This is a genomic window from Methylocucumis oryzae (genome assembly GCF_000963695.1).
Classification (GTDB): domain Bacteria; phylum Pseudomonadota; class Gammaproteobacteria; order Methylococcales; family Methylomonadaceae; genus Methylovulum; species Methylovulum oryzae.
In genome coordinates, this window is record NZ_LAJX01000047.1 from 18497 (window position 1) to 44648 (window position 26152).

The 26152-nt window shown below is 44.5% G+C and carries 28 protein-coding genes and 2 pseudogenes; 13 read left to right on the plus strand and 17 right to left on the minus strand.

Translation table 11 applies throughout. The features are described 5' to 3' along the window. On the minus strand, positions 1 to 783 hold the full coding sequence (locus tag VZ94_RS05595; protein WP_045778484.1) for an enoyl-ACP reductase FabI: 783 nt from the start codon (positions 781 to 783) through the stop codon (positions 1 to 3). A 189-nt stretch (positions 784 to 972) separates the two neighbouring features. On the opposite strand from VZ94_RS05595, the gene VZ94_RS30260 reads away from it, so the two are divergent. The 7 genes from VZ94_RS30260 to VZ94_RS05615 are packed head-to-tail and all read left to right on the plus strand — an operon-like array spanning position 973 to position 6724. Next, a complete protein-coding gene (locus VZ94_RS30260) occupies positions 973 to 1677 on the plus strand; it encodes an ABC transporter substrate-binding protein (RefSeq protein ID WP_204369056.1) in 705 nt (234 codons plus the stop codon). Positions 1678 to 1733: 56 nt separating this feature from the next. Next, positions 1734 to 2468: an ABC transporter substrate-binding protein gene (locus VZ94_RS30265; protein ID WP_204369057.1), complete on the plus strand. Its 735-nt coding sequence runs from the start codon at positions 1734 to 1736 to the stop codon at positions 2466 to 2468. 49 nt (positions 2469 to 2517) lie between these two features. Continuing rightward, positions 2518 to 2823: a hypothetical protein gene (locus VZ94_RS26830; RefSeq protein WP_204369058.1), complete on the plus strand. Its 306-nt coding sequence runs from the start codon at positions 2518 to 2520 to the stop codon at positions 2821 to 2823. Positions 2824 to 2835: 12 nt separating this feature from the next. Continuing rightward, positions 2836 to 3621, plus strand: coding sequence for an ABC transporter permease (locus tag VZ94_RS05605; protein WP_204369059.1), 786 nt, complete (start codon positions 2836 to 2838; stop codon positions 3619 to 3621). Then, positions 3575 to 3910 (plus strand): ABC transporter permease, encoded by a 336-nt coding sequence (locus tag VZ94_RS26835; protein ID WP_239649663.1) that lies wholly within the window; start codon positions 3575 to 3577, stop codon positions 3908 to 3910. Before VZ94_RS05605 ends, VZ94_RS26835 begins: the two co-directional genes overlap by 47 nt. Next, a complete protein-coding gene (locus tag VZ94_RS05610) occupies positions 3903 to 5078 on the plus strand; it encodes an ABC transporter permease (protein ID WP_045778485.1) in 1176 nt (391 codons plus the stop codon). The genes VZ94_RS26835 and VZ94_RS05610 overlap by 8 nt, the downstream gene beginning before the upstream one ends. 2 nt (positions 5079 to 5080) lie before the next feature. Further along, the gene (locus VZ94_RS05615) at positions 5081 to 6724 is read left to right on the plus strand and encodes an ABC transporter ATP-binding protein (RefSeq protein ID WP_045778486.1); all 1644 of its coding nucleotides are present in this window, start codon (positions 5081 to 5083) and stop codon (positions 6722 to 6724) included. A 207-nt stretch (positions 6725 to 6931) separates the two neighbouring features. Here VZ94_RS05615 and VZ94_RS05620 read toward each other — a convergent pair whose 3' ends face one another. The 4 genes from VZ94_RS05620 to VZ94_RS05635 form a co-directional block, all read right to left on the minus strand. After that, on the minus strand, positions 6932 to 7723 hold the full coding sequence (locus VZ94_RS05620) for a LamG domain-containing protein (RefSeq protein ID WP_045778487.1): 792 nt from the start codon (positions 7721 to 7723) through the stop codon (positions 6932 to 6934). A gap of 120 nt (positions 7724 to 7843) precedes the next feature. Then, a complete protein-coding gene (locus tag VZ94_RS05625) occupies positions 7844 to 8725 on the minus strand; it encodes a helix-turn-helix transcriptional regulator (RefSeq protein WP_045778488.1) in 882 nt (293 codons plus the stop codon). 616 nt (positions 8726 to 9341) lie between these two features. Further along, a complete protein-coding gene (locus VZ94_RS05630; protein WP_109867658.1) occupies positions 9342 to 10919 on the minus strand; it encodes a CARDB domain-containing protein in 1578 nt (525 codons plus the stop codon). 349 nt (positions 10920 to 11268) lie between these two features. Further along, on the minus strand, positions 11269 to 12279 hold the full coding sequence (locus VZ94_RS05635; RefSeq protein ID WP_131655477.1) for a hypothetical protein: 1011 nt from the start codon (positions 12277 to 12279) through the stop codon (positions 11269 to 11271). A 631-nt stretch (positions 12280 to 12910) separates the two neighbouring features. On the opposite strand from VZ94_RS05635, the gene VZ94_RS05640 reads away from it, so the two are divergent. Then, positions 12911 to 13468, plus strand: a complete 558-nt coding sequence (locus VZ94_RS05640; protein WP_045778502.1) for a YiiX/YebB-like N1pC/P60 family cysteine hydrolase — start codon at positions 12911 to 12913, stop codon at positions 13466 to 13468. Next, positions 13446 to 14270: a TIGR02117 family protein gene (locus VZ94_RS05645; protein WP_204369061.1), complete on the plus strand. Its 825-nt coding sequence runs from the start codon at positions 13446 to 13448 to the stop codon at positions 14268 to 14270. The genes VZ94_RS05640 and VZ94_RS05645 overlap by 23 nt, the downstream gene beginning before the upstream one ends. Here the strand turns inward: VZ94_RS05645 and proB are convergent. The 4 genes and pseudogenes from proB to rplU form a co-directional block, all read right to left on the minus strand. Next, positions 14219 to 15340: a glutamate 5-kinase gene (proB, locus tag VZ94_RS05650; RefSeq protein ID WP_045778490.1), complete on the minus strand. Its 1122-nt coding sequence runs from the start codon at positions 15338 to 15340 to the stop codon at positions 14219 to 14221. The genes VZ94_RS05645 and proB overlap by 52 nt on opposite strands. Continuing rightward, positions 15327 to 16359, minus strand: a pseudogene (gene cgtA, locus VZ94_RS05655) (Obg family GTPase CgtA). The gene proB and the pseudogene cgtA overlap by 14 nt, the downstream one beginning before the upstream one ends. An 84-nt stretch (positions 16360 to 16443) precedes the next feature. Continuing rightward, the gene (gene rpmA, locus VZ94_RS05660) at positions 16444 to 16701 is read right to left on the minus strand and encodes a 50S ribosomal protein L27 (RefSeq protein WP_045778491.1); all 258 of its coding nucleotides are present in this window, start codon (positions 16699 to 16701) and stop codon (positions 16444 to 16446) included. Positions 16702 to 16718: 17 nt separating this feature from the next. Continuing rightward, positions 16719 to 17030, minus strand: a complete 312-nt coding sequence (rplU, locus tag VZ94_RS05665; RefSeq protein ID WP_045778492.1) for a 50S ribosomal protein L21 — start codon at positions 17028 to 17030, stop codon at positions 16719 to 16721. A 253-nt stretch (positions 17031 to 17283) separates the two neighbouring features. Here rplU and VZ94_RS05670 point away from each other — a divergent pair, with 253 nt between their 5' ends. Further along, positions 17284 to 18297 (plus strand): polyprenyl synthetase family protein, encoded by a 1014-nt coding sequence (locus tag VZ94_RS05670; RefSeq protein WP_045778493.1) that lies wholly within the window; start codon positions 17284 to 17286, stop codon positions 18295 to 18297. Here the strand turns inward: VZ94_RS05670 and VZ94_RS05675 are convergent, their stop codons facing one another. From VZ94_RS05675 to recD, 4 genes are all read right to left on the minus strand, one after another. Then, positions 18298 to 19011: a putative periplasmic lipoprotein gene (locus tag VZ94_RS05675; protein ID WP_045778494.1), complete on the minus strand. Its 714-nt coding sequence runs from the start codon at positions 19009 to 19011 to the stop codon at positions 18298 to 18300. Positions 19012 to 19145: 134 nt separating this feature from the next. After that, positions 19146 to 19505, minus strand: coding sequence for an alkaline phosphatase (locus VZ94_RS30270; RefSeq protein ID WP_275575142.1), 360 nt, complete (start codon positions 19503 to 19505; stop codon positions 19146 to 19148). After that, positions 19477 to 20721, minus strand: a complete 1245-nt coding sequence (locus tag VZ94_RS05680) for an alkaline phosphatase (RefSeq protein WP_275575143.1) — start codon at positions 20719 to 20721, stop codon at positions 19477 to 19479. The genes VZ94_RS30270 and VZ94_RS05680 overlap by 29 nt, the downstream gene beginning before the upstream one ends. A gap of 153 nt (positions 20722 to 20874) precedes the next feature. Then, positions 20875 to 22506 carry an exodeoxyribonuclease V subunit alpha gene (recD, locus tag VZ94_RS05685; RefSeq protein WP_045778495.1) on the minus strand — a complete coding sequence of 544 codons (1632 nt, stop codon included), beginning with the start codon at positions 22504 to 22506 and terminating at the stop codon, positions 20875 to 20877. A 103-nt stretch (positions 22507 to 22609) separates the two neighbouring features. On the opposite strand from recD, the gene VZ94_RS30275 reads away from it, so the two are divergent. Together VZ94_RS30275 and VZ94_RS05690 are read left to right on the plus strand one after the other, a co-directional pair. Further along, positions 22610 to 22861, plus strand: a complete 252-nt coding sequence (locus VZ94_RS30275) for an alpha/beta hydrolase (RefSeq protein WP_275575144.1) — start codon at positions 22610 to 22612, stop codon at positions 22859 to 22861. After that, positions 22824 to 23282: an alpha/beta hydrolase gene (locus tag VZ94_RS05690; RefSeq protein WP_275575145.1), complete on the plus strand. Its 459-nt coding sequence runs from the start codon at positions 22824 to 22826 to the stop codon at positions 23280 to 23282. The genes VZ94_RS30275 and VZ94_RS05690 overlap by 38 nt, the downstream gene beginning before the upstream one ends. Positions 23283 to 23288: 6 nt before the next feature. Here the strand turns inward: VZ94_RS05690 and VZ94_RS05695 are convergent, their stop codons facing one another. Then, positions 23289 to 24170, minus strand: a complete 882-nt coding sequence (locus VZ94_RS05695; RefSeq protein ID WP_045778496.1) for a PfkB family carbohydrate kinase — start codon at positions 24168 to 24170, stop codon at positions 23289 to 23291. Positions 24171 to 24188: 18 nt separating this feature from the next. Next, complete coding sequence (locus VZ94_RS05700) at positions 24189 to 24431, minus strand: hypothetical protein (RefSeq protein ID WP_045778497.1); 243 nt, start codon at positions 24429 to 24431, stop codon at positions 24189 to 24191. 224 nt (positions 24432 to 24655) lie between these two features. On the opposite strand from VZ94_RS05700, the gene VZ94_RS05705 reads away from it, so the two are divergent. After that, positions 24656 to 24892, plus strand: coding sequence for a CCDC90 family protein (locus tag VZ94_RS05705; RefSeq protein ID WP_045778498.1), 237 nt, complete (start codon positions 24656 to 24658; stop codon positions 24890 to 24892). A 70-nt stretch (positions 24893 to 24962) separates the two neighbouring features. Here the strand turns inward: VZ94_RS05705 and VZ94_RS05710 are convergent, their stop codons facing one another. Continuing rightward, positions 24963 to 25847 carry an ABC transporter permease gene (locus tag VZ94_RS05710; protein WP_052700244.1) on the minus strand — a complete coding sequence of 295 codons (885 nt, stop codon included), beginning with the start codon at positions 25845 to 25847 and terminating at the stop codon, positions 24963 to 24965. 22 nt (positions 25848 to 25869) lie between these two features. Continuing rightward, positions 25870 to 26152, minus strand: a pseudogene (locus tag VZ94_RS25800) (hypothetical protein); the annotation flags it as partial.

Consider the following 26152-nt stretch of genomic DNA (forward strand, 5'->3'; position numbering starts at 1 on the left):
TTACATAGCCGCTAAGCCAGCGATGTTATAGCCACAGTCAACATAAGTGATTTCGCCAGTCACACCTGAAGCTAAATCAGAACATAAGAACGCGGCGACATTGCCGACTTCTTCTATCGTGACATTGCGTTTTAACGGAGCGCTATCAGCGGCTTTGCTTAACATGGTTTTAAAATTGTTAATGCCAGAGGCGGCTAGGGTTCTAATAGGGCCGGCTGAAATGGCATTGACGCGCGTACCTTCTTCACCTAACGCAACGGCCATATAACGCACGTTGGCTTCTAAACTGGCTTTAGCAACACCCATGACGTTGTAATTAGGAATAACCCGCTCTGCACCTAAATAGGTTAAGGTTAATAAAGAGCCATTACGACCTGCCATCATTTGACGTCCCGCTTTTGCTAAGGCAGTAAAGCTGTAGGAGCTAATATCATGAGCGATACGGAAATTATCCCGCGTTGTAGCACTAATAAAATCACCATCTAAGGCTTCGCGGGGTGCGAAGGCTACCGAGTGCACGATACCATCTAAGCCATCCCAATGCTCAGCCAATACTTTAAACACATTATCAATGTGCTCGTCACTGCTGACATCGCACTCGATGGTAATATTAGATTCGCATTCGGCGGCCATTTCGACGACGCGGCTTTGTAATTTTTCATTTTGAAAGGTGAAGGCCAGTTCAGCGCCTTCTCTGTACATGGCTTGAGCAATTCCCCAAGCGATAGAACGGTTGCTGGCTAAGCCAACGATTAATACTCTTTTACCCTGCATGAAACCCATGGATTTTCCCCGTGTTGTTATTGTTTATTTTGTTTAAAGTATCTTACGCCAGCAGTCGTGTCTAGTGTTTTCAACCGCGCACTGGTTACTTTGCTGGTGAAGCATTTATGGTATGCTTAACCTGCAAGCCGGTATTTTACCAAGAGCTAACGAGTTCTTTGTTTTTAACTTAAGAGATTTGACTTCGCGATGCAGAAACAACTCACCGTACATGATCGGATTATTTATAGTTTATTGTTTATATTAGTTTTGTTATTGATTTTGACCATGTATCAAATCGATAGGCAATGGCTAAAGCTATCAGATATAGAGACAACGCTATCCGAGCAAGCGAAAGCGATGCGAGAGTTAAACGCTGCGTTGGCTAATGCGCCGTTACGCACGAATGCGGCTAAAACATCACAGAACAGCGTTGCGCCTGCGTTTAAACGCGCTTACCAAGCCAGTCAATTACCAGACTATGCCCAAGGCGATTGGAGTGTTGATGCGTTTGGTACTAATATAAAAACCATTACGCCGCTGGTATCGTCGGATGCTTACGCCGCCAATGTGCAAGGTTTTGTATTAGAAAGTTTAATTAATCGCGATCCCGAAACCTTAGCTTGGGAAGGATTGATTGCTAAGTCGTGGCAAGTCAGTGCTGATGGCTTAACTATTCGCTTTCAATTACGCGAAGATGTGCATTTTTCCGATGGCGTGCCGTTAACCGCTGATGATGTCGTCTTTACTTACGATTTTATTATGACCGAGGCGATTCAAGCGCCTCGCGAACGGGCTTATTTGGAAAAAATCAACAGCGTTAAGGCCAATGGTCAATACGAAGTCGTTTTCACGTTTAAAGAGCCTTATTTTGAAGCGTTGTCATTAGCCGGTGGCATGAATATTTTTGGCTAAGCACTTTTTATAGCGACTATTTAACCAAACCACAGCAGTTTAATGGGTCTAAAGGTTTGTTATTAGGCACAGGTCCTTATCGCTTAACGGATGCGAAACTGTGGACGCCTGATAAAGGCAATATCGAACTGGTGCGTAACGAGCGTTATTGGGGGGATGTGCAACCACCGTACAACCGCATTTTATGGAAAATTATTCAAAACGATAGCGCGAGACTCACCACGTTTCGCAATGGCGGTATCGATTCGTATTCAGCGCGAGCCGTGGAGTACGAAGCGCTAAAAACGGATAAGCAACTCTTAGATAAAAGCCAGCATTTTGAATATATGCCACCTGTAGTCGGTTATAGTTATATTGCTTGGAATCAGCAACGTGCAGGCAAGCCTACTCGTTTTGCCGATGCTAAGGTAAGACAAGCGATGACTTATTTAACCGATGTTAGCCGCATCATTAAAGACATTTATTTGGCTTATGCCGAACCCGCCGTCAGTCCGTTTAGCCCGATTAGTAAACAACATGACGCTCAGTTAATGCCATATTCTTACGATTTAGCAAAAGCAAAAACCTTGTTAAAACAAGCGGGTTACGAAGATAAGAACAACGACGGCGTGTTAGAAGACAACGCCGGGCTACCGTTTGAATTTAAGTTAACGTATTTTGAAGCGAATGAAGACACTAAGCGCTTAGTGTTACTGCTAAAGGATTTATATGCTAAAGCCGGTATAAAAATGATTCCTACGCCGCAGGAATGGCCTGTCATGTTAGAAAATATCGATAAAAAAAGATTTTGATGCGATTACCTTAGGCTGGACTAGTGGCATAGAAACCGATTTATATCAAATGTTTCATAGCTCGCAAGCGATAAGTAAAGGCGATAATTTCATTAATTATAAAAATCCTGAGCTTGATAAATTAATTGAGCAAGCCCGCGCTACCGTTGATGAAGGCAAGCGTATGCCATTGTGGCGTCAAGCCGAACGCGTGTTGTATCAAGACCAGCCTTATACGTTTTTAATGCGGCGCAAGAGTTTGTTATTCATTGATAACCGGATTAAAAACTTAACCATGACTAAATTAGGACTTAATTTTGGCTCATTGCCGCTAGAAAACTATGTGCCGTTAGCGTCGCAAAAATATAGCCAATAGCGGAGCCTTGTTATGTTGACGTATTTATTACGCCGAGTGTTGTTAATGGTACCGACGTTGTTGGGCATTACCATTGTGGTGTTTACCGTCATGGCTATGTCTCCGGGTGGTATTAGCGCACAATCGCTAATCGGTGGTATGGATATGAAACCCCAGGAGAAACAAGCCTTATTGGATTATTACAATAAGCGTTATGGCTTAGACCAACCTGCGCCTATGCAATATTTGCGTTGGTTGAATAATGTGTCACCGGTAGGGTTTGTCAATCATGAGCACGGTGAACGCGAGTTTTCTTTTACCAAAGGCATGGATTTAGGCACTAGTTTTCAATACGGTAGACCGGTAGCGGATATTTTGGCCGAACGCATACCCATCACGTTGTTGCTGAATGTGCTAACCATTCCGGTGACGTATGTGATTGCGATTTTAGTCGGCGTGTATTCGGCGAAACATCGTGGCGGCTCGTTTGACGTAGCTTCGGGTATTGCGATGTTAGCGCTATGGTCTATTCCGACGATGTTAGCGGGTGTGTTATTACTGGGCTTTTTCGCAAACGTACAGTATTTTAATTGGTTTCCGACGGCGGGGATTAGCAGCCGGGAAGCGTTAGATATGCCTTTTTTACCGCATTGGGATGAGCATGGCTTTGTGCGAGGCTTTTTGCTAGACAGGCTTTGGCATTTGATTTTACCGGTGTTGTGTTTGTCTTATGGTAGCTTTGCCGCATTGGCAAAAATTAACTCGTACCGCTGTGTTAGAAAACTTATCGGCCGATTATGCCCGTACTGCCAGAGCTAAAGGCGTCGCAGAAGATGATGTGTTATGGCGGCATGTGTTTCGCAATAGTTTATTGCCATTAATTACTGTGTCGGCAGGTTTGCTACCTGGACTATTAGCCGGTTCGCTGATTGTTGAAAATATTTTTAGTATTAATGGCATGGGACAGCTAGCCGTAGAAGCCGTTAAAGGCCGGGACCGTGAATTAGTATTATCGATTACCTGGGTGAGCGGCTTTTTAACCTTAGTGGGTTATTTAATCGCCGATTTTTGTTACACCTTAGCCGATCCAAGGGTGACGTATGACTAAGCCCGTACTGTCACGCTTTTCTTATCCTGCGTTAGTTTGGCGTAGAACTTTAGCCGGTGTTGGCGTCACGTTAAGTTTATCGTGGTTAGCGTTGCTAATCTTTGCGGCCGTGTTTGCGCCATTTTTGGCCAATTCCATGCCTTTGCTAATGCTGAATCAGGGCGAGTTATCTGCACCGGTGTTAAGTTATTTATCGGTTGAAGATGTCGTGTTATTAGGTGCGGCGCTATTAGCTGGTTTGTTGGCAATGATGAAACAGCCTATGGCGCAACGGTTTTGGCTATGGTTAGCCGGTTGCGTCGTCATTGTCTTATTAGCTAATGCATTGGTAAAGCCGCCTGCGCTAGTGATTTATGATGATTTTAGAAGCCCGCCTTTTAGTACGGCTGAGTGGCGTCTTATGCCACCGATTCCGTATGCACCTACCGATTATTTACGCGATATAAACAGCAAAGGACTAGAAGCTCCGTTTGCCAGCCAAGGTCATTGGCATCTGATGGGTACGGAAGAAAACGGTGCGGATGTATTAAGCCGTATGATTCATGCGTGCCGGATTTCACTGAGCATAGGCTTAATCGCATCCGGTATTGCATTGGTCATAGGCGTAATCATTGGTGGTTTAATGGGCTATTTTTCTGGTGTCATTGACATGCTGGGTATGCGCCTATTGGAGATATTTGAGGATATTCCGACGTTATTTTTATTGCTAACGTTTGTGGCTTTTTTTGGCCGTAGTTTATACATGATGATGGTTATCATAGGGGTTACCGGCTGGACCGGTTATGCGCGGTTCGTGCGCAGTGAGTTTTTAAAACTGCGTAAACAAGATTATGTACAAGCGGCTATTGCGGCGGGGCTACCGTTACCGTCGATATTGTTTAGGCACATGTTACCGAATGGTATTGCACCTTTATTAGTAGCGGTAAGCTTTGGCGTGGCGGGTGCTATTTTAGCTGAAGCGACGCTAAGCTTTTTAGGCTTAGGTGTCGTTGATGCGCCATCTTGGGGACAAATGTTGGATCAAGCGGTGAAGTCGTCAACGTTTAATTGGTGGATGGCGGTGTTTCCCGGCGGGGCGATTTTTTTTACAGTATTTGCGTATAACTTAATCGGTGAGGCCTTCCGTGACGCTATTGACCCCAAATTAGCCAATGACAGCGAGGCTTAACCATGAGTGACGTCTTGTTAGACATACGCGGGTTAAGCACGCATTTACAAAGTGCTGGTCGTTTGGTTAAAGCGGTAGACGACATTAGTTTTACCTTGCGTAAAGGTGAGACATTTTGCTTAGTCGGAGAGTCGGGTAGCGGTAAATCGGTCACGGCATTATCGGTCATGCGCTTATTGCCTGAAACTATTGCGAGTCACCCTAATGGCGAGATTATTTTTCAAGGCCAAAATATCTTGGCGTTAACCGAAACTGAGATGCAAGCGGTGCGCGGTAGTCGTATTGCGATGATTTTTCAAGAACCTATGTCATCGTTAAACCCCGTTATGACGATAGGCGAGCAAATTACCGAAGCGCTGTTACTCCACGAGCCTGAGTTAACGCTTGAGCAAGCCGAACAAAAAGCATTAACGGCACTGACGCAAGTACAAATTCCTAATCCCGAGCAACGCTTACGCACTTACCCCCATCAATTATCCGGTGGCCAGCGCCAGCGGGTTATGATTGCGATGGCATTAGCGTGTGAGCCGGATTTATTAATTGCCGATGAGCCGACGACCGCGTTAGATGTGACGGTACAAGCTGAAATCTTAAAGCTGTTACAAAGCTTGCAGCGCGATTTGGGCATGAGCATGTTGTTTATTACCCATGATTTTGGTGTAGTATCAGCAATGGCGCACAGCATAGGCGTGATGCGCTATGGCAAACTGGTCGAAGTCGGTACGTGTTCTGACGTTTTACGCGCGCCTAAACATGCGTATACGCAAGCGTTATTGAATTCGTTACCAGAGAACTTAGCCAAGCCAACACAAGTGGTTACAGTGCCTAACGACGCTAAAGCTTCAACACAACCGCTGATTGACATTGAGCATTTAAATGTCTGGTTTCCTATTCAGAAAGGCTTGTTTAGACGTACTGTCGATTATGTACGCGCCGTTGACGATGTCTCGCTAGCCATTTATCCAGGGCAGATTTTGGCGTTAGTGGGTGAATCCGGTTGCGGCAAAACCACATTAGGCCGTGCGTTATTGCAATTAGAAAAACCGACATCGGGTAATATTCGGCTGAAAAACCAACTCCTAACAGGTTTATCGGGAAGGGCGTTAAGACCATTGCGCAAGTACATGCAAATTGCGTTTCAAGACCCGCAATCGTCGTTAAACCCCAGGTTGTTAATCGCGACCACATTAACCGAGCCGATGAAGGTACACGGCATAGGCGAAAACCAACAGCAACGTTTAGAACTGGCTGCGGAGCTGTTAACCAGTGTGCAATTAAGTCCTGATCACCTATGGCGTTATCCGCATGAATTTTCCGGCGGTCAACGTCAACGCATAGGCTTAGCCAGAGCCTTATGTTTAAATCCAGAATTTATTGTTTGTGATGAAATTACCAGCGCGTTAGATGTGTCGGTACAAGCTGAAATTTTAGAATTGTTGTTAACGATACGTGCACAGCGGCATTTAACCTTATTGTTTATTACCCATAATATCGGTGTCGTGGAATATTTAAGCGATTGGACCGTCGTCATGCATAAAGGCAAAATCGTCGAGCAAGGGCCTACCGCTACTGTGTGTCAGTCACCGAAAGAGTCTTATACGGCTGCCTTACTATCCGCTGTGCCAAGGCTAAAAGCATTCATGTAGACTGGGTTAGCGTAACCCGGCTTTTTTCTTCTCGTATCCATGCTTCGCGTCACTGCCATTAAGTTAATAGATAAGCATTAAGAATCAAATGATTAGCGTTGTGTAGGAAGAATATTTCACAACACACAAGTTATTGATCATTGGGCTATACTCCTTAACTTAATGGCAGTGATGCAAAGCGTGGGAACGAGAAACCAAGCCTATTTCTTAATCACCCAAATAACGCTTAGCCACTTCTTCAGCCGTCAGTGCTTTACTCCAAACTTTAACCTCATCAAGTTCGCCGACATAATTGCCGTTGTAGTTGTCGCATGAATTGGCATCGCCGTCATAGTCGCCAATATAGAGGTCTTTGTTGGTAAACATGTCGTAAGGTATCGGTGCCGTATGTGGTGTGCCTGTACCGACTTCTACGCCATCAACATAAAGTCTGACGGCGGTTTGGTCATAGGTACCGACTAAGTGATGCCAGTTGCCGTCTAAAATGTCTGGTGAATCTACCGGCGATTCCACATAAGTGCCTTCTGCGCTGCCATCGGCATACGCTACATAAAAATGTGCGGTGTTAGGTGCTTGTTCATCGCTGTCTTTGTTGTAAATATACAACGCGTAACTAGCAAAGCTGCAGTTTTGTTGGCCTTTTGCCAGTATATAAGGCAGGCTTGATGCGGGTGCGGTACCTGGTTTAACCCAGGCTTCAACAGAAATTTTTTGTGGCTGTAAGTTATTGGCGTGCGGCACTTTTACAAACTGGCCATCAGAGAAACTTAAGGCGGCATTATCAAAGCGGCGCGCAACTCGCACAGGGTCAAAACTATCGGCTGCTTTGCTTGCACCTAATTGTCCATGCTTATTGTAACCTGATGAATCAAAGGCTTTTTGCCCGCGAGTTTCATCTAAATGCCAATTGCCGACTATTTTGTTAACCGGTGCCGCTTGGACGGCATAAGCGCTAATGGCGTAAGTGGCGAGGACTAGAATTTTGCTTATCGGTTTCATTGCTATCTTCCTGTTTTAAAGACAAAAGGATGTACATCCAAATGAGGATGTCGTTCGCATTTTAAGCGGCGTTACAGATAGCAAACTATTAAAAACCTGCGCAAAATATACAAAAACTTGCTATTTTTTTGCCCTAAATTCTTTAGGAGATAGTTCGTATAGCTTTTTAAAATGATAATTTAGATGGCTTTGGTTAGAGAAGCCGACATTTTGGGAGATTTCTGCGATAGAAATTTTGTCTTCTAGCAGTAGTTGTTTAGCTTTTTTCATCCTGAACTCGATAAGATATTGGTTAGGTGATAGCCCTGTCGATTCTTTAAATAATCGTGAAAAGTGGTAAGGGCTTAAGTAAGCAACTTTAGCCAATTCAGACAAGCTGATGTCTGAGCAATAATAGCTATGGATATAATCCAACACACGACTTAGTTGAAGCTTACTTAAGCCGCTTTTTTTGGTTTTGTCTAAAATAAGTGGGTTACCACCACTGGCATATTGCGTTGCCAAATGAATCGCTAAGGCATGAGCGATACTATCGGCATAGAGTTTACTGCTTGCCCCGTTGGTTTCAACGGCATTTTTTAGTGAAAGCCCAAGATGAGTAATAATTGGGTCGGATTTTGTTTTTATATCAGGATGAAACTCAATATTTTGAGTGGGAAAAATTTCATCCAAGGCATCAAATAATACCGATGGTTGCAGCAGTATTTGGCAAAATTCGGCATTTTTATTCCATTGAAATGACTGCCTGGTATTAGCGGGGTATATGCTCATATCGCCTTTCAGTTCATCTAAAATGTGTTGCTTGCCGTCTATGTTCTTTTCTACCACAACAGGATTGCCAAGATTAATGCAAATAACATAATGGGTTTGAACATGCTCTTGAATAGCACTGGCTGGCTGATGGTAATAGTAAAATTGCAGCTTTTCCCAACCCATGCCGTCACTAGAAACTAGCGGGGGATTAGGCGGAGGCGCCAATTCTTGTTCCATTAATTCGATCATGTTTTTTAGGCTTCATGGGTTTTTCCGTGTGTATTAATATTTTTTTCTTCTATAAACAGAGTAGTCGATAAAACGTAACGCTCTGAGTATAGAGATTTTTATTATTCCTTGAAGTCTTTTAACACAACAACTATTACCAATTTAAAAAATTATTAAAAATTAACTAGATAACAAAATGTTATTATTTACATGACGTAGTTTTGGCGCTAATCAAACAATGGTTGTTTTTCTGGTTTCCACGCTTCGCGTCACTGCCCACAGTTAAGAGATAAATATTAAAAATCAAATAATGAGCGTTGTGTCGGGTTACGGCATGGACAGATAGTTGCCCCTGCACTATCTGGATTCTCCACGTCCATTTGGGTCATGCAAGAAGTAACCCGACTTACGGAAGAATATTTCATAAACACAATATGCAAGTCATTGATTATTTGGATATATTGCTTAAGTTAATGGCAGTGACGCGAAGCGTGGGAATGCGTATCTATGATTGAGCTATCACATTTGATGCTGGGTAGAAAATAATAGGTAGGCAATAAGCGAGATGTGGGGATTAAAAAGGCGGGAATACAGGGGGGGAATGGAGTCCAAAACATGTTTTGGACTCCGGTGTTAATTACTTAATTTTAATAGCCTTGCTACTAATATTGTTTTTAGCAGAAGGGTCTTTTTGTGAGGCATTAACGCTGACGTGGTTGTTGACCGTGCCTTTGGCGGTAGCATTGAGGTTAACAGTAACGGTCGCGCTTTCGCCAGCAGCAAGCGTACCGAGTCGGCATATTGCAGGGCTTGTGTTCATACATTCGCCTTGGTTAGGCTCTATCGATACCAGGTCTGCACCGTAGCTGCCTAAGAACACGTTAGTCAAGTTGACGTTGGTAGCCGCATCAGTACCGTTGTTGGTGACTGTTGCGATAAAGCTGAACGGTTTACCGTTCTTGGCTTTAGCAGGACTTGTTCTTTGAGTGACTGACAAGTTGGCTGTTTCATCTTTAATCAGGGTTAGGTCACGCAAGAAAACATCAATACCCGGCGTGACTACGCCGTTGACAATCGCGCCGCCATTTTTGTCATTTTCCACCAAGTCGGTGACTAATGATTTAAACGCCATATAATGACCATCAGGGCTGATAATAGCATCTCGGCTGCCGTTGGTGTTAATGCCTGCACCGAAGCGTCCGCCAGGGCCTGTGCCGGACGTACCGTCTAATGTGACGCTGACTAAGCTGGTTGTATGCGTTAAACGGTCATGCACGTAAACATCATCGACGCCGTTATCGTCATTCGGCGTGAAAGCAGACCAGGATCTAAAGCCGACATAGCGACCATCGTAACTAATCGATGGTGTTTCGCTTGCTCCTCTTCTTTCTGTACCGTCATTGGCGACACTGACGCGTGTGGTTTCATGGGTTTCGCGGTCATGAACGAAAACATCTTCAATAAAGTTCGTATCGCCTTCAACTAAGTTGGAAGAGGCAGACCAAAACGCCACATAACGACCGTCAGCACTGATGACGGGGTGCCAGCCGCCATTATTGCCTTGTACGCCGTCAGTGGATACGCTGACTCGCTCGGTAGTGTTGTTGTCAAGGTCACGGACAAAAATATCGTCTCTATCATTGGTGTCGCCAGGCACTAAATTAGACGCTCCAGATTGGAACACCACAAAGCGACCGTTGGCGCTAATCCATTGTTTAAAACAACCCGCATTCGCACCTTCGCCGTCAGAAGAGACGCTAACCTTTGTCGTGGTGTTGGTTTTAAGGTCGCGAACAAAAATATCATTATCATTGTTGGTATCGACGTCTGCGGTCAAGTTGGTCGCGGTCGATCTGAATGATACATAACGACCATCAGCGCTGATAGACGGCATGGCACTGCTATGATTTGCTTCAGAGCCATCCGGTGCGACGCTAATACGTGTAGTGGTTTTGGTTACGGTGTCACGGATAAAAATATCGCTTCTAACATTGAGATCGTTTGGAACTAAATTAGTCGCGCCGGAATTAAAGGCGATATAACGGCCATCCGCGCTAATCGTGGGCTGCCTACTCGTTCCGCCCATGGCTTGTGTGCCGTCAGAGGCGACATTGACTCTCGTCGTTTTATTCGTTAAGCGGTCACGCACAAAAACATCAAGTAATGCATTGGTATCGCCTTCTACCAGATTAGTCGCGTCTGACTGGAACACCACGTAACGGTTATCGGCGCTGAAGGCAGGGCGCCAACTGCCGTTGCGGGTAATAACGGCTTCTTTGCATCGGAGCTAAGGCTAAGCCGGGTGGTTTCGCCTTCAGCAACAGCATTCGCAGTTGATAATGTCAAGCCAATCAGTAGTGCAGACTGGAGGGCAGTGGATAGTTTATTTCTAGTTACAGTAAACGGTTTTTTTACTAACATTAGGCTTCTCGTGGTTATGGGTGAGAACACGGCAGAATTCTCAGGTGTCTATAGCTGTTGCCGATGATTAGGCAAAAGTCTTTATAAGACGGCAATATTGATTTTGATTCTGCCTGCTTGTTATCAGGGATTCTGGGGGGGGGCTATGGTGCTGGCATTAATTTCGCAACTAAGCGGAATGTTCCGGCTTTTCTTACGCCGTTAGGGCCTTCTTTACCACGCCAAAACGGTGTTAATACGATATTGCCGGTTAATACAAATTTGTCGCCTGTAATTTTCACTTTAGTATCAGCCGTTTCAAACGCTGGAGTGCCTTTAAGGCCCAATTCAGAGGTCAAATTCATGTGGGCAGTGAAATACCAGCCGTCAGTACCTTCTTTACCACCCAATGGCAGACCGGTTGTGCGGTCATAGGCGTTGACGGTAGAGCGTAGTGGGTCATAGCGTAAGGCTAAGTCACCTACAGATACTTGGCCCCAACGACCAAACATTCTAAAAGCACCGCCTAAGCCAATTTGTCCGGTAAACGTCGCTAACGGGTCAAAATCATCAAACATGGCTGTGGTTGCTTGTGGGTTGCGGCCGCCGTTATCATTAGCTGATTTTGTCGGAGTAACACCGTATGGGAAGACTTTGAACGGCGGTTTTGGCCACGGTTCGCTAAAAGGCAAACGGTGAATACCCACTAAGTTGACCGCGTCATCGGTGAGTAACGGGTTAAAGTTATGCAGATAAATTAAGTTAAATGCTAACGTTGAAGCGCCTAGTCTTTTGGACTGACCGATGACTTGATAAGCGGTCAATGGTGCGATTTCCTCGGCGGTAAAGTAGTCATCCAGATATAAGTCACGCGTGTTATACGCATCGCCTTCAATAATTCCTTTTAGACCGTTATCGAAAACCATGTTGTTAGTTCCAGATGTGTCTTGCTGCCAATGTTCATCGTTTGGTCGACCATTGCTATCTACACCGTTATACGCATTACCGGCACGGCTCATGATGACGCCCCAGACATCAGGTGCAAAATCAAACGTTAAGACGCCGTCTTTAAACGTCTTAGGGGCTGCTTCGGCGGGTGTAATGGCAGAAAATGCCAGCACTGCCGAGACGGCTAAAATAGAACTCAGTTGTTTTATCGATTGTTTCATTTTCATCGTTCCTCTGTTTGTAAAGTTCAATTCGGTAGTAATGCCGACTGCTGAAGCAGCTAAATGCTGATTCAATGACGCTAACAGCAAATTTAGTGCCAAGGAATAATGAGTGAATCTGCTTAAACGTAGGTTTTTTTATAATTGTTTATTTATAAACAATGGCTTAAGTATATTTGGGGGCTGTGTCTATGTTGAGTTTTTGTAGCAAATTTCTGAAAAAGACGTTAAAAAGAGTCGTGAATTCAAGTAATAAGTGCATGACGTTACGAGTAATTAGTTTTAACTCGGCGTTTGCTTAGGGGAAAAAGCGTTGAGGGTGTTTATCTGATAGTAAGGCATTTGCCGTATTTTCTTTAAATAACTACGTTTAATACCGTATTTTTATGTCTAGCTTTTAAAAAGATTCAATTACAATGCCAAACAAATTATATACATAAGTATATAATTTGTTTGAGCAGTGCTGTTCGATGTTTCGAGCAGTGCGCTACTTGTGTTGCAGTAAACGTTAGCTGTTATGTTGGTTTGGTAACAGTGTATCCGTGTTTAAAATACCGTTAGCAATTAAACCTGCTTGACACGAGCACACAAGCATTATTATGCTATTAATTAAACATTGATTAATTTTGAGGTATTTATGCAGCTACAAGACGGTGATTTGATTTTCTTATCGATTCCTAATCCGCTTTATCGACGAGTGGCAGCGGCAACAGGTTCACGCGCCTCGCATATGGGGATTGCTTTTTATGATGAGCAACAAGGTTGGTTAGTCGCTGAAAGCACGTTTCCTGTTGCGAAATATACGCCATTGGCATGCTATTTAGCGCGTACTGATAACGGCTGGGTAACGGTTAGGCGTTGCCTGAATCCATTAACTCCACAAGATATTCAAGCATTAAGGCGCGAATGTGATAAGCAAATGGGGCGGTTTTATCATTTAGGCTTTCGCTACGAATCTAAGCGCTTGTTTTGTTCTAAATTAGTTTATGATGCGTTTGCTAACGCGTTAGCTATAGAAATCGGCAAGCTTGAAACATTTGCCGAGTTATTGCACAAACAGCCAAACACGCAGTTATGGTTTTGGCGTTTATGGTTTTTTGGCAGGATTCCTTGGCAGAGAGTGACGGTATCTCCTGCCAGTCAAATGCTTTGTGAAAAATTAACAACGGTTTATGAATCAGAAAGTACTGGTTAGTTGTATTTGTTTTAAGGGTAGCGAATGCGGTTTAGTTGGCATGATTGGCCATTTACCACGTATTTTGTGTTTGTTGCTGGCGGCTTGCTCTAGTGAGCCAAGTGTTGTTCAGCCAGCCGTTGCCAGCATTGATATTTCTCGCGTCTATCAAATTTCGGTGGTTAGTCATGGTTGGCATACTGGGTTGATTGTTCCGGGTGTGATATTAAATGCTGCTGTTCCTGAGCTTAAGCGGCGTTTTATCGAGCCAGCGTATTATGAAATCGGATGGGGCGATGAGGGATTTTATCAAGCACAAGAAATTACGACGGGCTTAACGCTGCAAGCATTATTTTGGTCTAAAGGCTCAGTATTGCATGTGGTCGCGATTCCTGACGCGCCCGAGCAGTATTTTGTCGGCGATACTATCGTCAGTACTTGTCTTGCTAAGTATGAACTGAGCTCGTTACAACAGTTTTTAGCGGCAAGTTTTGCACACAACAAAGCCGGTGTCATAACAGCGTTGCGGCGCGGTATTTATGGTGATAGTGAGTTTTACTTAGGGCAGGGGCGTTATTATTTTTTTAATACTTGCAATACATGGACAGCAAAAGCATTACGCAGTGCGGGTGTGGTCATTGATTGGACGTTTAAGCTGACGGCTGGTAGTGTAATGGAAGAGTTTGCGGCGCGCATCATGCTTGTTCGAGTCGTTCTGAGTTTAAGTAAAAAGCATGGTTTTGTAGAGCATCAAAACGGGTACTCGATACTCTACATTAGCACCATATTATCTCTATGTATTAATTCTTCATCATTGGCATAGCCTAAGATGCTTTCAAATAATGTGCTGCTTTTTCCGATAATGAGGTTAGCGTCGTTGTAGTCGTAGTTAATTAAGCCGCGCGCTATTTCAATACCCGCTTCATCGATACAAGACACCAGCTCACCGCGTTGAAACGTGCCGGATAGGGTTTTAACGCCAACTGCTAGTAAGCTTTTGCCTTCGTTGCGTAATACATTAACAGCGCCAGCATCTATTACAACATGACCTTTAACTTGCAATTGTCCGGCTAGCCAGCGTTTTCTAGCGATTAACGGAGCGATGTCTGGGATAATGTATGTGCCTAATTCATGTCCTTGCATGACAGTGTTAATGACATCGTTGACGGTACCGGCAGCAATAATGGTTCCGGCGCCTGAGCGGGCGGCTAAGCGAGCGGCGCGTACCTTAGTCGTCATGCCTCCGCGCCCCAGGCCACTACGACTTCCGCCGGCCATTTTTTCTAAGCGCGCATCGTTTACGCTGATGGCAGAAATTAATTCTGCTTCGGGATAGACGCTAGGATCGGCGGTGAATAAGCCTTGTTGGTCGGTTAAGATGATGAGTAAATCAGCTTCGACTAAATTAGCAACTAAGGCAGCTAAGGTGTCGTTATCACCAAAGCGAATCTCTTCGGTAGCAACGGTGTCGTTTTCGTTGATGACGGGGATAACACCAAAATCTATCAGCGTAAGTAGTGTGCTGCGTGCATTTAAGTAACGTTGGCGGTCTGATAAGTCATCATGGGTTAATAAGACTTGCGCGGCGTGTAGCCCGTGTTGCTGGAAATTATCGTCAAAGACTCGGACTAAGCCCATTTGACCAACGGCAGCGGCAGCTTGCAGTTCATGTAAAGTGGTGGGGCGAGTTTTTAAGCCTAATCGGCTCATGCCTTCTGCTACTGAGCCTGACGAGACCAGTACGACATCAATACCCTGAGCTTTTAGGGCTGACATTTGGGCTACCCAGGCAGCAATTGAGATTTTATCTAGGCCGCGCCCGCCTTTGGTGAGTAAAGAGCTGCCTATTTTTATAACGATGCGTTTAGCGGTTGCAAATTCAGTTCTGCTCATGTTGACGTCGTTGCTCTTCTAAAAATGACATAATGGCAAACATTAATGCTTGCGTACCGGTGCTATTAATAGCGGCTATTTTAAATACCGGGCCGGTCCAGCCCAGTTCATCGATAATGGCTTGGCAGTGTTCGTCCAGTTCTTCGTCCAGCACCCGGTCGATTTTATTGAATACTAGCCATCTAGGCTTATTAGCCAATTCATCACTCCATTTTTCGACTTCGCGAATGATTTTTTGCGCGGCTTGGGCGGGTGTATCTTGGCTTTCGTAAGGCGCAACATCGATTAAATGCAATAATAACCCCGTGCGCGATAAATGTTTTAAGAATTGTACGCCTAATCCCGCGCCTTCAGCAGCACCCTCGATAACCCCTGGAATATCGGCGATGACAAAGCTGCGTAAATCATCTACCCGGACAACGCCTAAATTAGGGTAGAGAGTGGTAAATGGATAATCGGCAACTTTAGGCGTGGCAGAGGAAACGGCTCTAATTAAACTGGATTTACCGGCATTAGGCATACCGAGCAAGCCGACATCGGCAATTAACGTGAGTTCTAGCTTTAAAAATCTATGTTCGCCAGGCGTGCCTTTAGTGGCTTTTTGTGGTGCCCGGTTAATACTGCTTTTAAAACGCGTATTGCCTAAGCCGTGAAACCCGCCTTTTGCGACTAATAAGGTTTCTCCGCTACGCGTTAAATCGCCAATTTTTTCGCCTGTTTCGGCATCGCTGACTAAGGTGCCTAATGGTACCGGTACGAAGCAATCTTCGCCTTTTCTACCCGTGCAATTGCGGCTACTGCCATTTTGACCGCGCTCGGCTCTATGCACGGCGTGAAATCTAAAATCAGCCAGTGTATTAAACGTTTTCCGCTGCGACAAGGTAAACGCTTCCGCCATCGCCACCGTCACCACCATCGGGGCCACCTAACGGAATATATTTTTCCCGTCTAAAGCCTATTGCGCCATTGCCGCCGTCACCGGCTTCCACTTTAATTTCTGCTTCGTCAACAAATTTCATATTTTTATTTAGCTACAAACTGTATAAACAAAAAAGCCCCGCCAAGGCAGGGCTTTTTTGTTTACTTAGCAAAAACTGCGCGCACTATGCGGCAATAACGCTAACGTATTGGCGATTATCAGGGCCTTTGATTTGAAACTGTACTTTGCCTTCAGTTAAGGCAAACAACGTATGGTCTTTACCACAACCCACGTTTACGCCTGCATGAAATTGTGTGCCGCGTTGTCTGATTAAGATATTGCCAGCTGCGACCTGTTCACCACCATAACGTTTAACACCTAAGCGTTTCGCATTAGAGTCACGACCGTTTCGAGTACTACCACCCGCTTTCTTATGAGCCATTGTTTAACTCCTTGTTTTTATGCAGAAATGCCAGTGACCTGGACTTCTGTGTAATATTGACGATGACCCATGTGTTTCATGTGGTGCTTGCGTCTTCTGAATTTAATGATTTTAATTTTTTTGTGTCGGCCTTGTGATAAAACTGTAGCGGTGACTTTACCACCTTCTACAAAGGGCATACCCACTTTAATTGAGTCGCCTGAATGAACCATCAAGACTTTATCGAATTCAACGCTGTCGCCAGTACCTAACTCGAGTTTTTCTATTTTTAAGGTCGTACCTTCTTCAACCCGGTACTGTTTGCCACCTGTTTGTATTACCGCATACATGTGCGTAAGCTCCGTCAAAGCATTAATCTGTTAAACGTAAACCGTTAATTCTAATTTATAAAACAAAACTCTGTCAATGAAAGATTCTAAGTCTTTAAAATAGCGAGGTTTATTTAAGTATAGGTAAATATACCTATCAAACGGCATGGGCGCTTAGGTTTAATTACGTTATAATAGCTTAAAAACAGCTAAATTCATAGACATAGCCTAGAAAACCAATCCAAACACCATCCAACTCTTAGTAGATTTCCTAATGGCATTGCACACCCAACCCTCTAGCTTAAATTCTTCTCAACTTATCGATTTCGATTCTATCAAGGGCCTGACAAACATAGAGTCAAAAGCTGTAGATCAACTGATTATTAACGAGCTGAGTTCTGATGTCGTTTTAATTAACCAAATGGGTCATTACATTGTCGGTAATGGCGGCAAGCGTTTACGCCCTATGTTATTGTTGCTAGTCGCGAAGGCGTTAGGTCCAATGAGTGATTATCACTTATTGCTAGCGGCTGTAATTGAATTTATCCATACGGCAACCTTATTACATGATGATGTTGTCGATGAGTCAGAGTTAAGACGCGGTAAAGAATCTGCGAATGCGGTTTGGGGTAATGCCGCTAGCGTCTTAGTCGGTGATTATCTGTATTCACGTGCATTTGAAATGATGGTACGAACCGACAATATGCGAGTCATGGAGATTTTATCCAAAACGACTACCGCTATCGCTGAAGGTGAGGTATTACAGTTATTAAATTGCAATAATCCAGAAACAACAGAAGCTAAGTACTTAGAAGTCATTGCCCGTAAGACCGCTATTTTATTTAGTGCCGCTACGCGCTTAGGTGCTGTCTTAAGCAATGCGGATAATGAAACAGAAGAAAAGTTAGCCGCTTACGGCCAACACTTAGGCATTGCGTTTCAGTTAATCGATGATGCGTTAGATTACAAGGCCAGCCAAGAAGACTTAGGCAAAAATTTAGGCGATGATTTAGCGGAAGGTAAGCCAACGTTACCATTAATCTATGCGATACAAAACAGTAGTGCAGAAGAGGCTGCTATTATTATTGCTGCCATTAAAGACGGCAATCGCGAGGCGTTTAACGATGTGTATGCTATTGTACAACGCACTCAAGCGATTGCTTACACAGAACAATGCGCCGAAGCTCAAGCACTTAAAGCGATTGACGCGTTAGCTAATCTTCCTGAATCGGACTATAAAACGGCATTGATTCAATTAGCCAAGTTTTCGGTACAACGCAGCTATTGATTAATGCCCGCTGTGCTGGTGTTCGCCTATTAACATTTCTAAACGCTTCACCAGCGGGTCGTCCTCCATATCGCCAAAATCCGTGTAATCCAAATGCCTAAACTGACTCAGTTCAGTTTGGCTAATGGGTTGCACGGGCAATGTTTGTGCGCACGTCTTAAGGGTTAATACCAGTTCTTCTTCGGGCATTTTTTTCCACAAGCGTAGCGGTAATTGCATATTAGGTAGCCAAGCCAATTCAATCTCGGCTTGTTGCAGTTTGCCGCGATAATGTTGGACTTGCGTATCGCCAATACGTTGTTCCTGGGTTAACAGCAATCGCTTGCCTAATACGGCGGGATCAATCAGTGAATGCAATTGCGGCCATGACGGTGACTTGCCTAATGCGGCTAAATCGCCCGGCACAAACTCGACAATGGTTTTCTCATTGAAAAATAATTTAGTGTAAAACATCTGAGCTTGGTTATTGCGCTCCCAAAGCTCGCCTTGCTGAGTTAGTTCATCACGGGTTTCCATACGCATAGGCGCACGCCATAAATACCAATGAGATTGTTGTTTATCTTTAGCGGTTGTCACTTGTTTATCAAATTGGCAAGCTAACACCGAGGCATCCGTTATCTGGCTTAAGCCTGCCGGTAATTCGTAAAAGTCTTGAGGAGACGACGCACAGCCTGTTAGCGTCAGCACCACTGTCAATATCAAGCAATTCTTCATATTTTTTCCATTTATGTTGTTTCATGCGAAAACGAACAAGGGTGCATAACGCACCCTTGTTACAATTTCCTGCCAATTAGCTTTAACTAAAACCAGCTAACATCCGGTCAGTTCGATATTATTTTGCCATGGCTCTATGCATCACATGGAAGATAACGTTTTTGTTCTACCACACCACGGAATAAATGCGCTCCAGGGCCTTGAGCATAAATAGCGACGTCTTCGCCAGCATGGGTTTCAGCACTGGTTGGTACTAAGGCTTCTTGGTGGAAATCCGCGTCAGTCGTATCGACGGTTGTCATATCGGCAACACGACCCGGTTGTGCCGTTAGAGCATAAACATCATCACCTTTAACACCAACGTGATAACCCAAACCGTTGGCATAAGACAACGTGGTATAAGGCATATTGTCTGAAGCTTTGGCGTAATCGCTATCACCAGGTTCAATGACTTTGCCTAAGATGTTATTGCCGCGTTTGTGGGTAACCCGCAATCGTAAAGGTATGGCTATGGTCAGCTGAAACGACGATTAGCGTATTATCTAACTCGCCTAATTCCGTTAACGTTGCGACGGTTTTCTTAATCGCATCCGCCATCGCGATAGTGTCGGTTAGCGCGCGATAGGCATTGCCTGCGTGATGACCGTGGTCTATACGACCGGCTTCAACATGAAGATAAAAGCCTTTTTGGTTTTTGTTTAAAATTCTAATCGATTTGTCGGTTAGCTCGGCTAAGCTAGGCTCGCCTGCGGTATCGGCTAAACGGTCTGCTTCGTATTCCATGTGTGAACGCTCAAACAAACCTAAAACGTGTGTGGCGGTGCTTGGGTTAATCGCGTCGAATTGCGCTTTATTCCAAACATAGGCACTGTTAGCACCGAATTTAGTCGTCCATTCAGCCGTTAAATCACGACCATCTTTACGTCTGCCAAATTTGCCTGCGTCTTCAGTGTCTTCTAATGTGTTAGGACGGAAGTATTCACGTCCGCCGCCTAATGCCACTTCAAGGCCGTCACCGTATTTAAATTCGATTAACTGACGCGCAATATCCGGCACGCCGCAGCCAGTCGGTTGGTTAGCATCAGATTCCCAGTTGCGCTCAGGCACATGGGCAAAGTTAGCCGCTGGTGTCGCATGAGTAATACGCGCTGTAGAAACTACACCAGTCGATTTACCAGCTTTTTCCGCGATTTCTAAAATCGTCGTAATTCTATGCGTTTTAATATCGGTTGCGCAGTCTGCACGTGTTACATCTTGGTCAAGCGAGATAACGCCGTCTAACGTTTTAACACCGGTTACCATCGCTGTCATGGTCGGTGCAGAGTCTGAGGTTTGTTGGTTAACGCTGTAAGTTTTTGATAACGCTAAGTGTGGGAATAATTCAAAGCTTAAATAGTTTTCTTCGCCACTGCTGCCCGCCGTTGTGTTGCTGGCATCAATAATGCCTGGTTGTTGACCGGCTAAAATACGGGCTGCGGTTACAGTAGAAACCCCCATGCCGTCGCCGATAAATAGAATTACATTTTTTGCTTTGCCAGGGATGCGTTTAACCGCCGCATTTTTTTTCACGGCTGCTTCACCGTCTGCATACCAGGTGTTGCGGTCAGAATGGGGGGCAGGGAAAGCATCAGCCGTCGCTGCTTGGCTAACATAGGCGGTGCCAGCCGATAAAATAGCTGCTACTGCCATCGTCATTAATTTTAATTTCATTTTAATCTCCGGATTTTGAAAACTGCCGTATTGCCGTCCAGGCATATACAGGCTAAACAAAGGCTTTACACCTTATTCAGAGATTTTATGCTTCTAAAAAGTAAGATTGATGAATGAATGGTTAAAATTCTGTTACAGTTTGATGACTATCTGCTAGAAGTTGTTGAGCTTGGCCGCCAGTCCTGAAACTCGCTCGATTTTGCGTTGTGTAGCCGCTAAAAAAACGTTGGCTTGGCTAAACACGTTTATTTTATTTTTGGCACGGGTAATTGCGGTATAAAGCAGTTCTTTGGTTAATAGCGGTATGTCATATTCGGGTAAGACGATTAGCACTTCGTCAAACTCAGAGCCTTGGCTTTTATGAATGGTCATGGCATAAACCGATTCACAAGGCGGTAAGCGCGTTGGTAAATAGCTGTGTACTTGACCGTCTGCACGTTGGAAAAACACCATTAAGCGATTGTTTTGTTTAGGGTCAGGTAAACACAAACCTATATCGCCGTTGTACAACCTTAATGCAGGGTTATTTTGCAAAATAATCACTGGGCGGCCAGGATACCAGCCATCATGCGGAATTTTGCGTAATTGTACGAGTTTGCGTTCTAATCGTTGATTTAATGCGACTACGCCATAGTCACCTAATCGCGTAGCGGATAGCACTTGAAAACGGCTAAATTCGGTAAACAGCGTCACAAAATCAGCGTTATTCGCGACTAAAGTAAAATACGGCTCTACTTGCGCGACGATAAAATTCAGTAAGTCTTCGCACAGTAAGTTGCATGTTAATGAGTCTTGTTGTAACAAAGCCCATGCGGTTTGTGCTTGTTGCTGATTAACTGAATCGGCCAATGCTTTAATCGCGCCATGAAAACGATGTGAAACTTGCAACTCAACGGTTTGTGCCGGTAATGCGCTGGTTAAATCGGCTAAAACTGCGCCGGCTTCTACTGACGCTAATTGGTGTTTATCGCCTAATAACACGAGGTTAGCACCGGGTTTTAGCGCATCGACTAATTTACTCATTAAGCTTAAATCCACCATAGAGGCTTCATCAACGACAACCCAATCAAAGGTTAATGGGTTATCGCTATCATGAGAAAAATACGGCGAGGGTGGTTTAGGGCCTAGTAAACGATGTAAGGTATAAACCTGTTCAGGAATACGTTGTTTAATATCATCGCCACAAGGTAATTCAGCTATGCGAGTACGAATGGCTTCGGCTAAACGCATAGCCGCTTTACCGGTAGGTGCCGCTAAAGCAATATGCAACGGCTGTTCGCCTGCGCATTCTTGCAATGCCGCTAACAATCTTACAATCGTTGTTGTTTTGCCCGTACCCGGACCACCGGTAATAATCGTCAATGCGTGTTGTAATGCGTGTTTAACCGCCTCATATTGCCAATCGACGACAGTGTCTGAAGCTGCAGGAAAATAACGCCTTAATACGTCTAGGTCAGCCGCGCGCTTCTCTGTGGTGAGCAATACTTGCAATTGCTGAGCTAAACGCGTTTCATAATGCCAATAACGCTGTAAATATAAACGGTCGTCCTCTATGACTAATGGCAGTAAGCCTGATGCATCGGCCAATGTAGAGCTTATCAATACCGCGCATTCATCCGCATTAACGCTAATACAACTATGACCTTGGCTAAGTTGATTGGATAAACGCAACAGTATCGCGTTAAACACCCGTTTAGTCGTATCATCGACGGGCGAGAGTTTAGTTAAAAACCGCGCAAAAACGTGGTCTAAACGAGAATAACTCGGTTGTTCTAAAACTGTCATGTCGCCACCTATAGCGATAAAAAATTGTCAGTTAGTTATTGCACTTAGTTAAGCATCGGATACTATAATCGCACACTCAATAACATAGATATGGACGATGCTTATGACCACTGAATTGACTACTGTAGAAATCCCTGCGACTGCAAGTCATCAATACACGATTATTTGGCTGCATGGACTAGGTGCCGATGGTCATGATTTTGAAGGCATTGTGCCTGAGTTGCATTTATCCATGCTTGAACATGTGCATTTTATTTTTCCTAATGCACCTATTATCCCTGTGACAGTGAATGCTGGCTATCAAATGCGAGCGTGGTATGACGTTTTTAGGCGCTACATTAGAAACAGAGGTTGATATTGCCGGTATATACCGCTCGTCAGCGCAAATCGAAAAACTCATACAACACGAACTAGATAAAGGCATTGCCTCTGAGCATATTTTACTTGCCGGCTTCTCGCAAGGGGGTGTTATTGCCTTACATGCAGGTTTGCGTTATCCGAAAAAATTAGCCGGTATCGTTGCGTTGTCGACCTGCTTACCGACCTTAGAACAATTAAAATCCGAAGGCTCAACGGCGAATTACACCACGCCTATATTCATGGGGCATGGCATTTTGGACAGTAAAATCGCTATCGAATACGCCAAGCTTGCTTACGATGGCTTAGATGAGCTGGGTTACCAAGTCAGTTGGCATGATTATTTAATGGAGCATTCAGTGTGTGTAGAAGAGATTGCACACATTTCAGCATTTATTGAAAAAGTCATGCAAGGTTAATATGGGTTATAACTGCCATTCGTCAATAAATGCTTGATAAAACGATAAATCTTGCACTGTAGCCCCTTGTATCCTCACCAGTGCGCCAGCAAATTGTTGTGCTCGCGCCATCATATCCGCTAATGACCAGCCACGTTGCATTGCTAATAAAATCACCGCAGCAAAAGCATCTCCTGCACCTACCGTATCCACTACCGGTAATCGATGTTTAGGCGCAACATTGATATAGTCGCCAGCGCGATTAACCGCAATCGCGCCTGCTGCACCGCGCGTAACGATGAGCGTATTAAGCTTCTGTGACTGTGCAAATAAATAGTCAATACGCGCGTTCAGCGAGGCGTAATTAGGTACTAACAAAGTCACTTCTTCCTGATTGAGTTTTAGCCAATCAGCCTGTTGTATCAGGGATTGTATAGTGCTCAACTGCCACCAAGGCGCTCTTAAGTTGACATCAATAAAGCGTAAGCCATGATGATTAGCAAGTAGTGTTGCCAAGGCTTGCTCAGACACCGCATGACGTAGCGCTAAACTGCCGTGGTAAATAATGTCGTAACGACGATTGACTAAAGGGCGTGCATCAATGTAATCATAAGCTTGATTGGCTTCTATCCGATAACGCGGCTCGTCTTGTTCGTAATAGACAGATACCTGGCCAGTTGGGTGAGTCACATCAGTTTGTAAATGCTCAAAATTCATGCCTATTGCAAGCATGGCATTACGCACCTCAACACCTAACGCATCCGTGCCAATACGGCTAATAAAATCAGGCACCGCACCGAAGGCTTGTAAATGCCAGGCAACATTAAACGGTGCACCACCTAAGATACGTTTTTGATTAGGATAAAGGTCAAATAACACTTCGCCTATGAGAGCAATGGTTTTAGGCATAACGGCAATGGTTGTCGGTTAAAAAAATGTCTTTAACACCAACGAGATAACGCCCGCCAATAGTACACCTAACATCCATCTATTTAACTTTAGCTCGCCATCAATGCGTTCAAAACGCACATTCATTTCTGCTTTTAGTTCATTTTTGGCTTCAGCTAAGTCTTGTTTGGTTACCAGTCCGTCTTGAGCTTGGGCTGGCGGAATTCCGGCAGTTTTTAATCGCTCTACCAAGTCAAGGGTATCAAAAGTTACTGTGGTCATGATAGTTATCCTGTTCTGTCGCTTGAGTATTTTCTCGTTCCCACGCTCTTTGCGTGGGAACGCATACCTATCTTTAACTCAACACGACTTTGTTTATGTTCGCTTCTACGTGTTGCTATTGTCTAGTATGTCGGTGTTTTCAGCATCTGGGCGTACAGAGTAGCCCAATTTGCCAGGTCTGCCAACCGTGGTAGACTACCGGTCAAATAAAAAGGAGATAACACATGGCTACAATAACTTTTGATACCTTGGCTTTGGCTGACAAATTGAAAGCAGCCGGGTTTGACGCAGCACAAGCAGAAACAGTAGTACGTGTCATTGTCGAGGCGCAGGATAACATGGTCACACGCGATTATCTTGATGCTAGATTGAGCGAAAATAAGGTTGATTTGATTAAGTGGATTGCTGGCATGTTGCTAGCGCAAGCTGGGTTGATTGCAGCCTTGGTTAAGCTATTTTAAGTAGTTATCAGAAAACACTTTCTCGTTTCCACGATCTACGTTTTGCTCTAAGACGCGCCAATAACGCTGTTTAACTATACGCTAAACAATCCTTTATAGTTAGATTAGCCGCTCGCTTAGCCGGTATCAGTGTCGCTAATAAGGCTAAGAGCACACTAAGCGCTAACCATAGCGCAACCGAGTACCAGGAAAAAGCAAAATCTAATTTCATGTTTAACATGATAAAACCCAGCTTATCCGCAAATGGCTCAGCGATAGCGTAGGCAATCGGTGAGCTTATAGCCCAGGCTAGGATACCATGCGCTAAGCCTTCTAAGATAAAAAGCCGACTGATTTGCTTAGCGTCAGCGCCAATCGCACGTAATACGCCGATTTCTCGCGTCTTTTGTAACACTTGACTGCTCATATAGCCGGTTAAACCTATCGCACCTACTGAGGCTATCATGCTGGCGAGTCCTAGCAACATGGCTAAACTGGGTCGAAACTGATTTTCACTGTGCTGGCGTTGTGCCAGCAAGCTGTTGCTGGCGTAAATATCGACCGGAATACCTTGCTCGTAACACGCTTGTTTAATGCGTTCGGCGTAGTGTTGTTCGTCGGCAAGGGTTTGAATAGTTGTGCTAATCAAGGCATAAGCAGCTAGGGCAGGGCCATTAGGTTGTGTTAATGCCGTTATCGGTGCATAAATAGGCTCTATGCTAAATGACGTGCCGGCGAAGCTACGATAAAACCCAATCACGTGCCAATCACGAGCAGTCTGTCCAGCACTCGTGAGCTGAATAACATCTCCGATGTTTATATGATTCAATGCAGCAGTATCAGCGCTTAAGACTAAATGCGGCTTTGCATCGTCATCACGGTTAAACCAGCGGCCTTCTGTAATTAAAGGTTGATAAGCGGATGTCATAACCGGTAAGCCTATCAGTTGTGCGCCTAAACTGCCTGTTTGAGTCACTGGCTTTTGTTGAAACGATAGCTCAATGGCTTGGCGTTGCCAAAAATTCTATGCTTTGTGTTTCCGGCTCTGCATTAGCTAGTGTTTGTATCAGCGCTTGGGTTTGATCTCGATTAAAACTCAGCCGCAACGTATAGTGACTACGCGCTAATTCATTAGCTAAGGTAAACTTCAGTGAATCAGCCAAGCTCATAATGACGATAAACATGATGCCGGTTAGGATTAATACAAGCTGTGCGCTTAAGCATTTTGCTTTTTTATGCAGTAACGGGATTAATACTAAAGCATAAGGTGTAGGCAGCCGT

Excerpts from the sequence above, each read along its gene's own strand:
- VZ94_RS05595 (WP_045778484.1), bottom strand. The coding sequence starts at position 783 with ATGGGTTTCATGCAGGGTAAAAGAGTATTAATCGTTGGCTTAGCCAGC.
- VZ94_RS30260 (WP_204369056.1), top strand. The coding sequence starts at position 973 with ATGCAGAAACAACTCACCGTACATGATCGGATTATTTATAGTTTATTG.
- VZ94_RS26830 (WP_204369058.1), top strand. The coding sequence starts at position 2,518 with ATGTTTCATAGCTCGCAAGCGATAAGTAAAGGCGATAATTTCATTAAT.
- VZ94_RS05605 (WP_204369059.1), top strand. The coding sequence starts at position 2,836 with ATGTTGACGTATTTATTACGCCGAGTGTTGTTAATGGTACCGACGTTG.
- VZ94_RS05610 (WP_045778485.1), top strand. The coding sequence starts at position 3,903 with ATGACTAAGCCCGTACTGTCACGCTTTTCTTATCCTGCGTTAGTTTGG.
- VZ94_RS05615 (WP_045778486.1), top strand. The coding sequence starts at position 5,081 with ATGAGTGACGTCTTGTTAGACATACGCGGGTTAAGCACGCATTTACAA.
- VZ94_RS05620 (WP_045778487.1), bottom strand. The coding sequence starts at position 7,723 with ATGAAACCGATAAGCAAAATTCTAGTCCTCGCCACTTACGCCATTAGC.
- VZ94_RS05625 (WP_045778488.1), bottom strand. The coding sequence starts at position 8,725 with ATGATCGAATTAATGGAACAAGAATTGGCGCCTCCGCCTAATCCCCCG.
- VZ94_RS05635 (WP_131655477.1), bottom strand. The coding sequence starts at position 12,279 with ATGAAAATGAAACAATCGATAAAACAACTGAGTTCTATTTTAGCCGTC.
- VZ94_RS05640 (WP_045778502.1), top strand. The coding sequence starts at position 12,911 with ATGCAGCTACAAGACGGTGATTTGATTTTCTTATCGATTCCTAATCCG.
- VZ94_RS05645 (WP_204369061.1), top strand. The coding sequence starts at position 13,446 with ATGAATCAGAAAGTACTGGTTAGTTGTATTTGTTTTAAGGGTAGCGAA.
- proB (WP_045778490.1), bottom strand. The coding sequence starts at position 15,340 with ATGAGCAGAACTGAATTTGCAACCGCTAAACGCATCGTTATAAAAATA.
- rpmA (WP_045778491.1), bottom strand. The coding sequence starts at position 16,701 with ATGGCTCATAAGAAAGCGGGTGGTAGTACTCGAAACGGTCGTGACTCT.
- rplU (WP_045778492.1), bottom strand. The coding sequence starts at position 17,030 with ATGTATGCGGTAATACAAACAGGTGGCAAACAGTACCGGGTTGAAGAA.
- VZ94_RS05670 (WP_045778493.1), top strand. The coding sequence starts at position 17,284 with ATGGCATTGCACACCCAACCCTCTAGCTTAAATTCTTCTCAACTTATC.
- VZ94_RS05675 (WP_045778494.1), bottom strand. The coding sequence starts at position 19,011 with ATGAAGAATTGCTTGATATTGACAGTGGTGCTGACGCTAACAGGCTGT.
- VZ94_RS05680 (WP_275575143.1), bottom strand. The coding sequence starts at position 20,721 with ATGAAATTAAAATTAATGACGATGGCAGTAGCAGCTATTTTATCGGCT.
- recD (WP_045778495.1), bottom strand. The coding sequence starts at position 22,506 with ATGACAGTTTTAGAACAACCGAGTTATTCTCGTTTAGACCACGTTTTT.
- VZ94_RS30275 (WP_275575144.1), top strand. The coding sequence starts at position 22,610 with ATGACCACTGAATTGACTACTGTAGAAATCCCTGCGACTGCAAGTCAT.
- VZ94_RS05690 (WP_275575145.1), top strand. The coding sequence starts at position 22,824 with ATGACGTTTTTAGGCGCTACATTAGAAACAGAGGTTGATATTGCCGGT.
- VZ94_RS05695 (WP_045778496.1), bottom strand. The coding sequence starts at position 24,170 with ATGCCTAAAACCATTGCTCTCATAGGCGAAGTGTTATTTGACCTTTAT.
- VZ94_RS05700 (WP_045778497.1), bottom strand. The coding sequence starts at position 24,431 with ATGACCACAGTAACTTTTGATACCCTTGACTTGGTAGAGCGATTAAAA.
- VZ94_RS05705 (WP_045778498.1), top strand. The coding sequence starts at position 24,656 with ATGGCTACAATAACTTTTGATACCTTGGCTTTGGCTGACAAATTGAAA.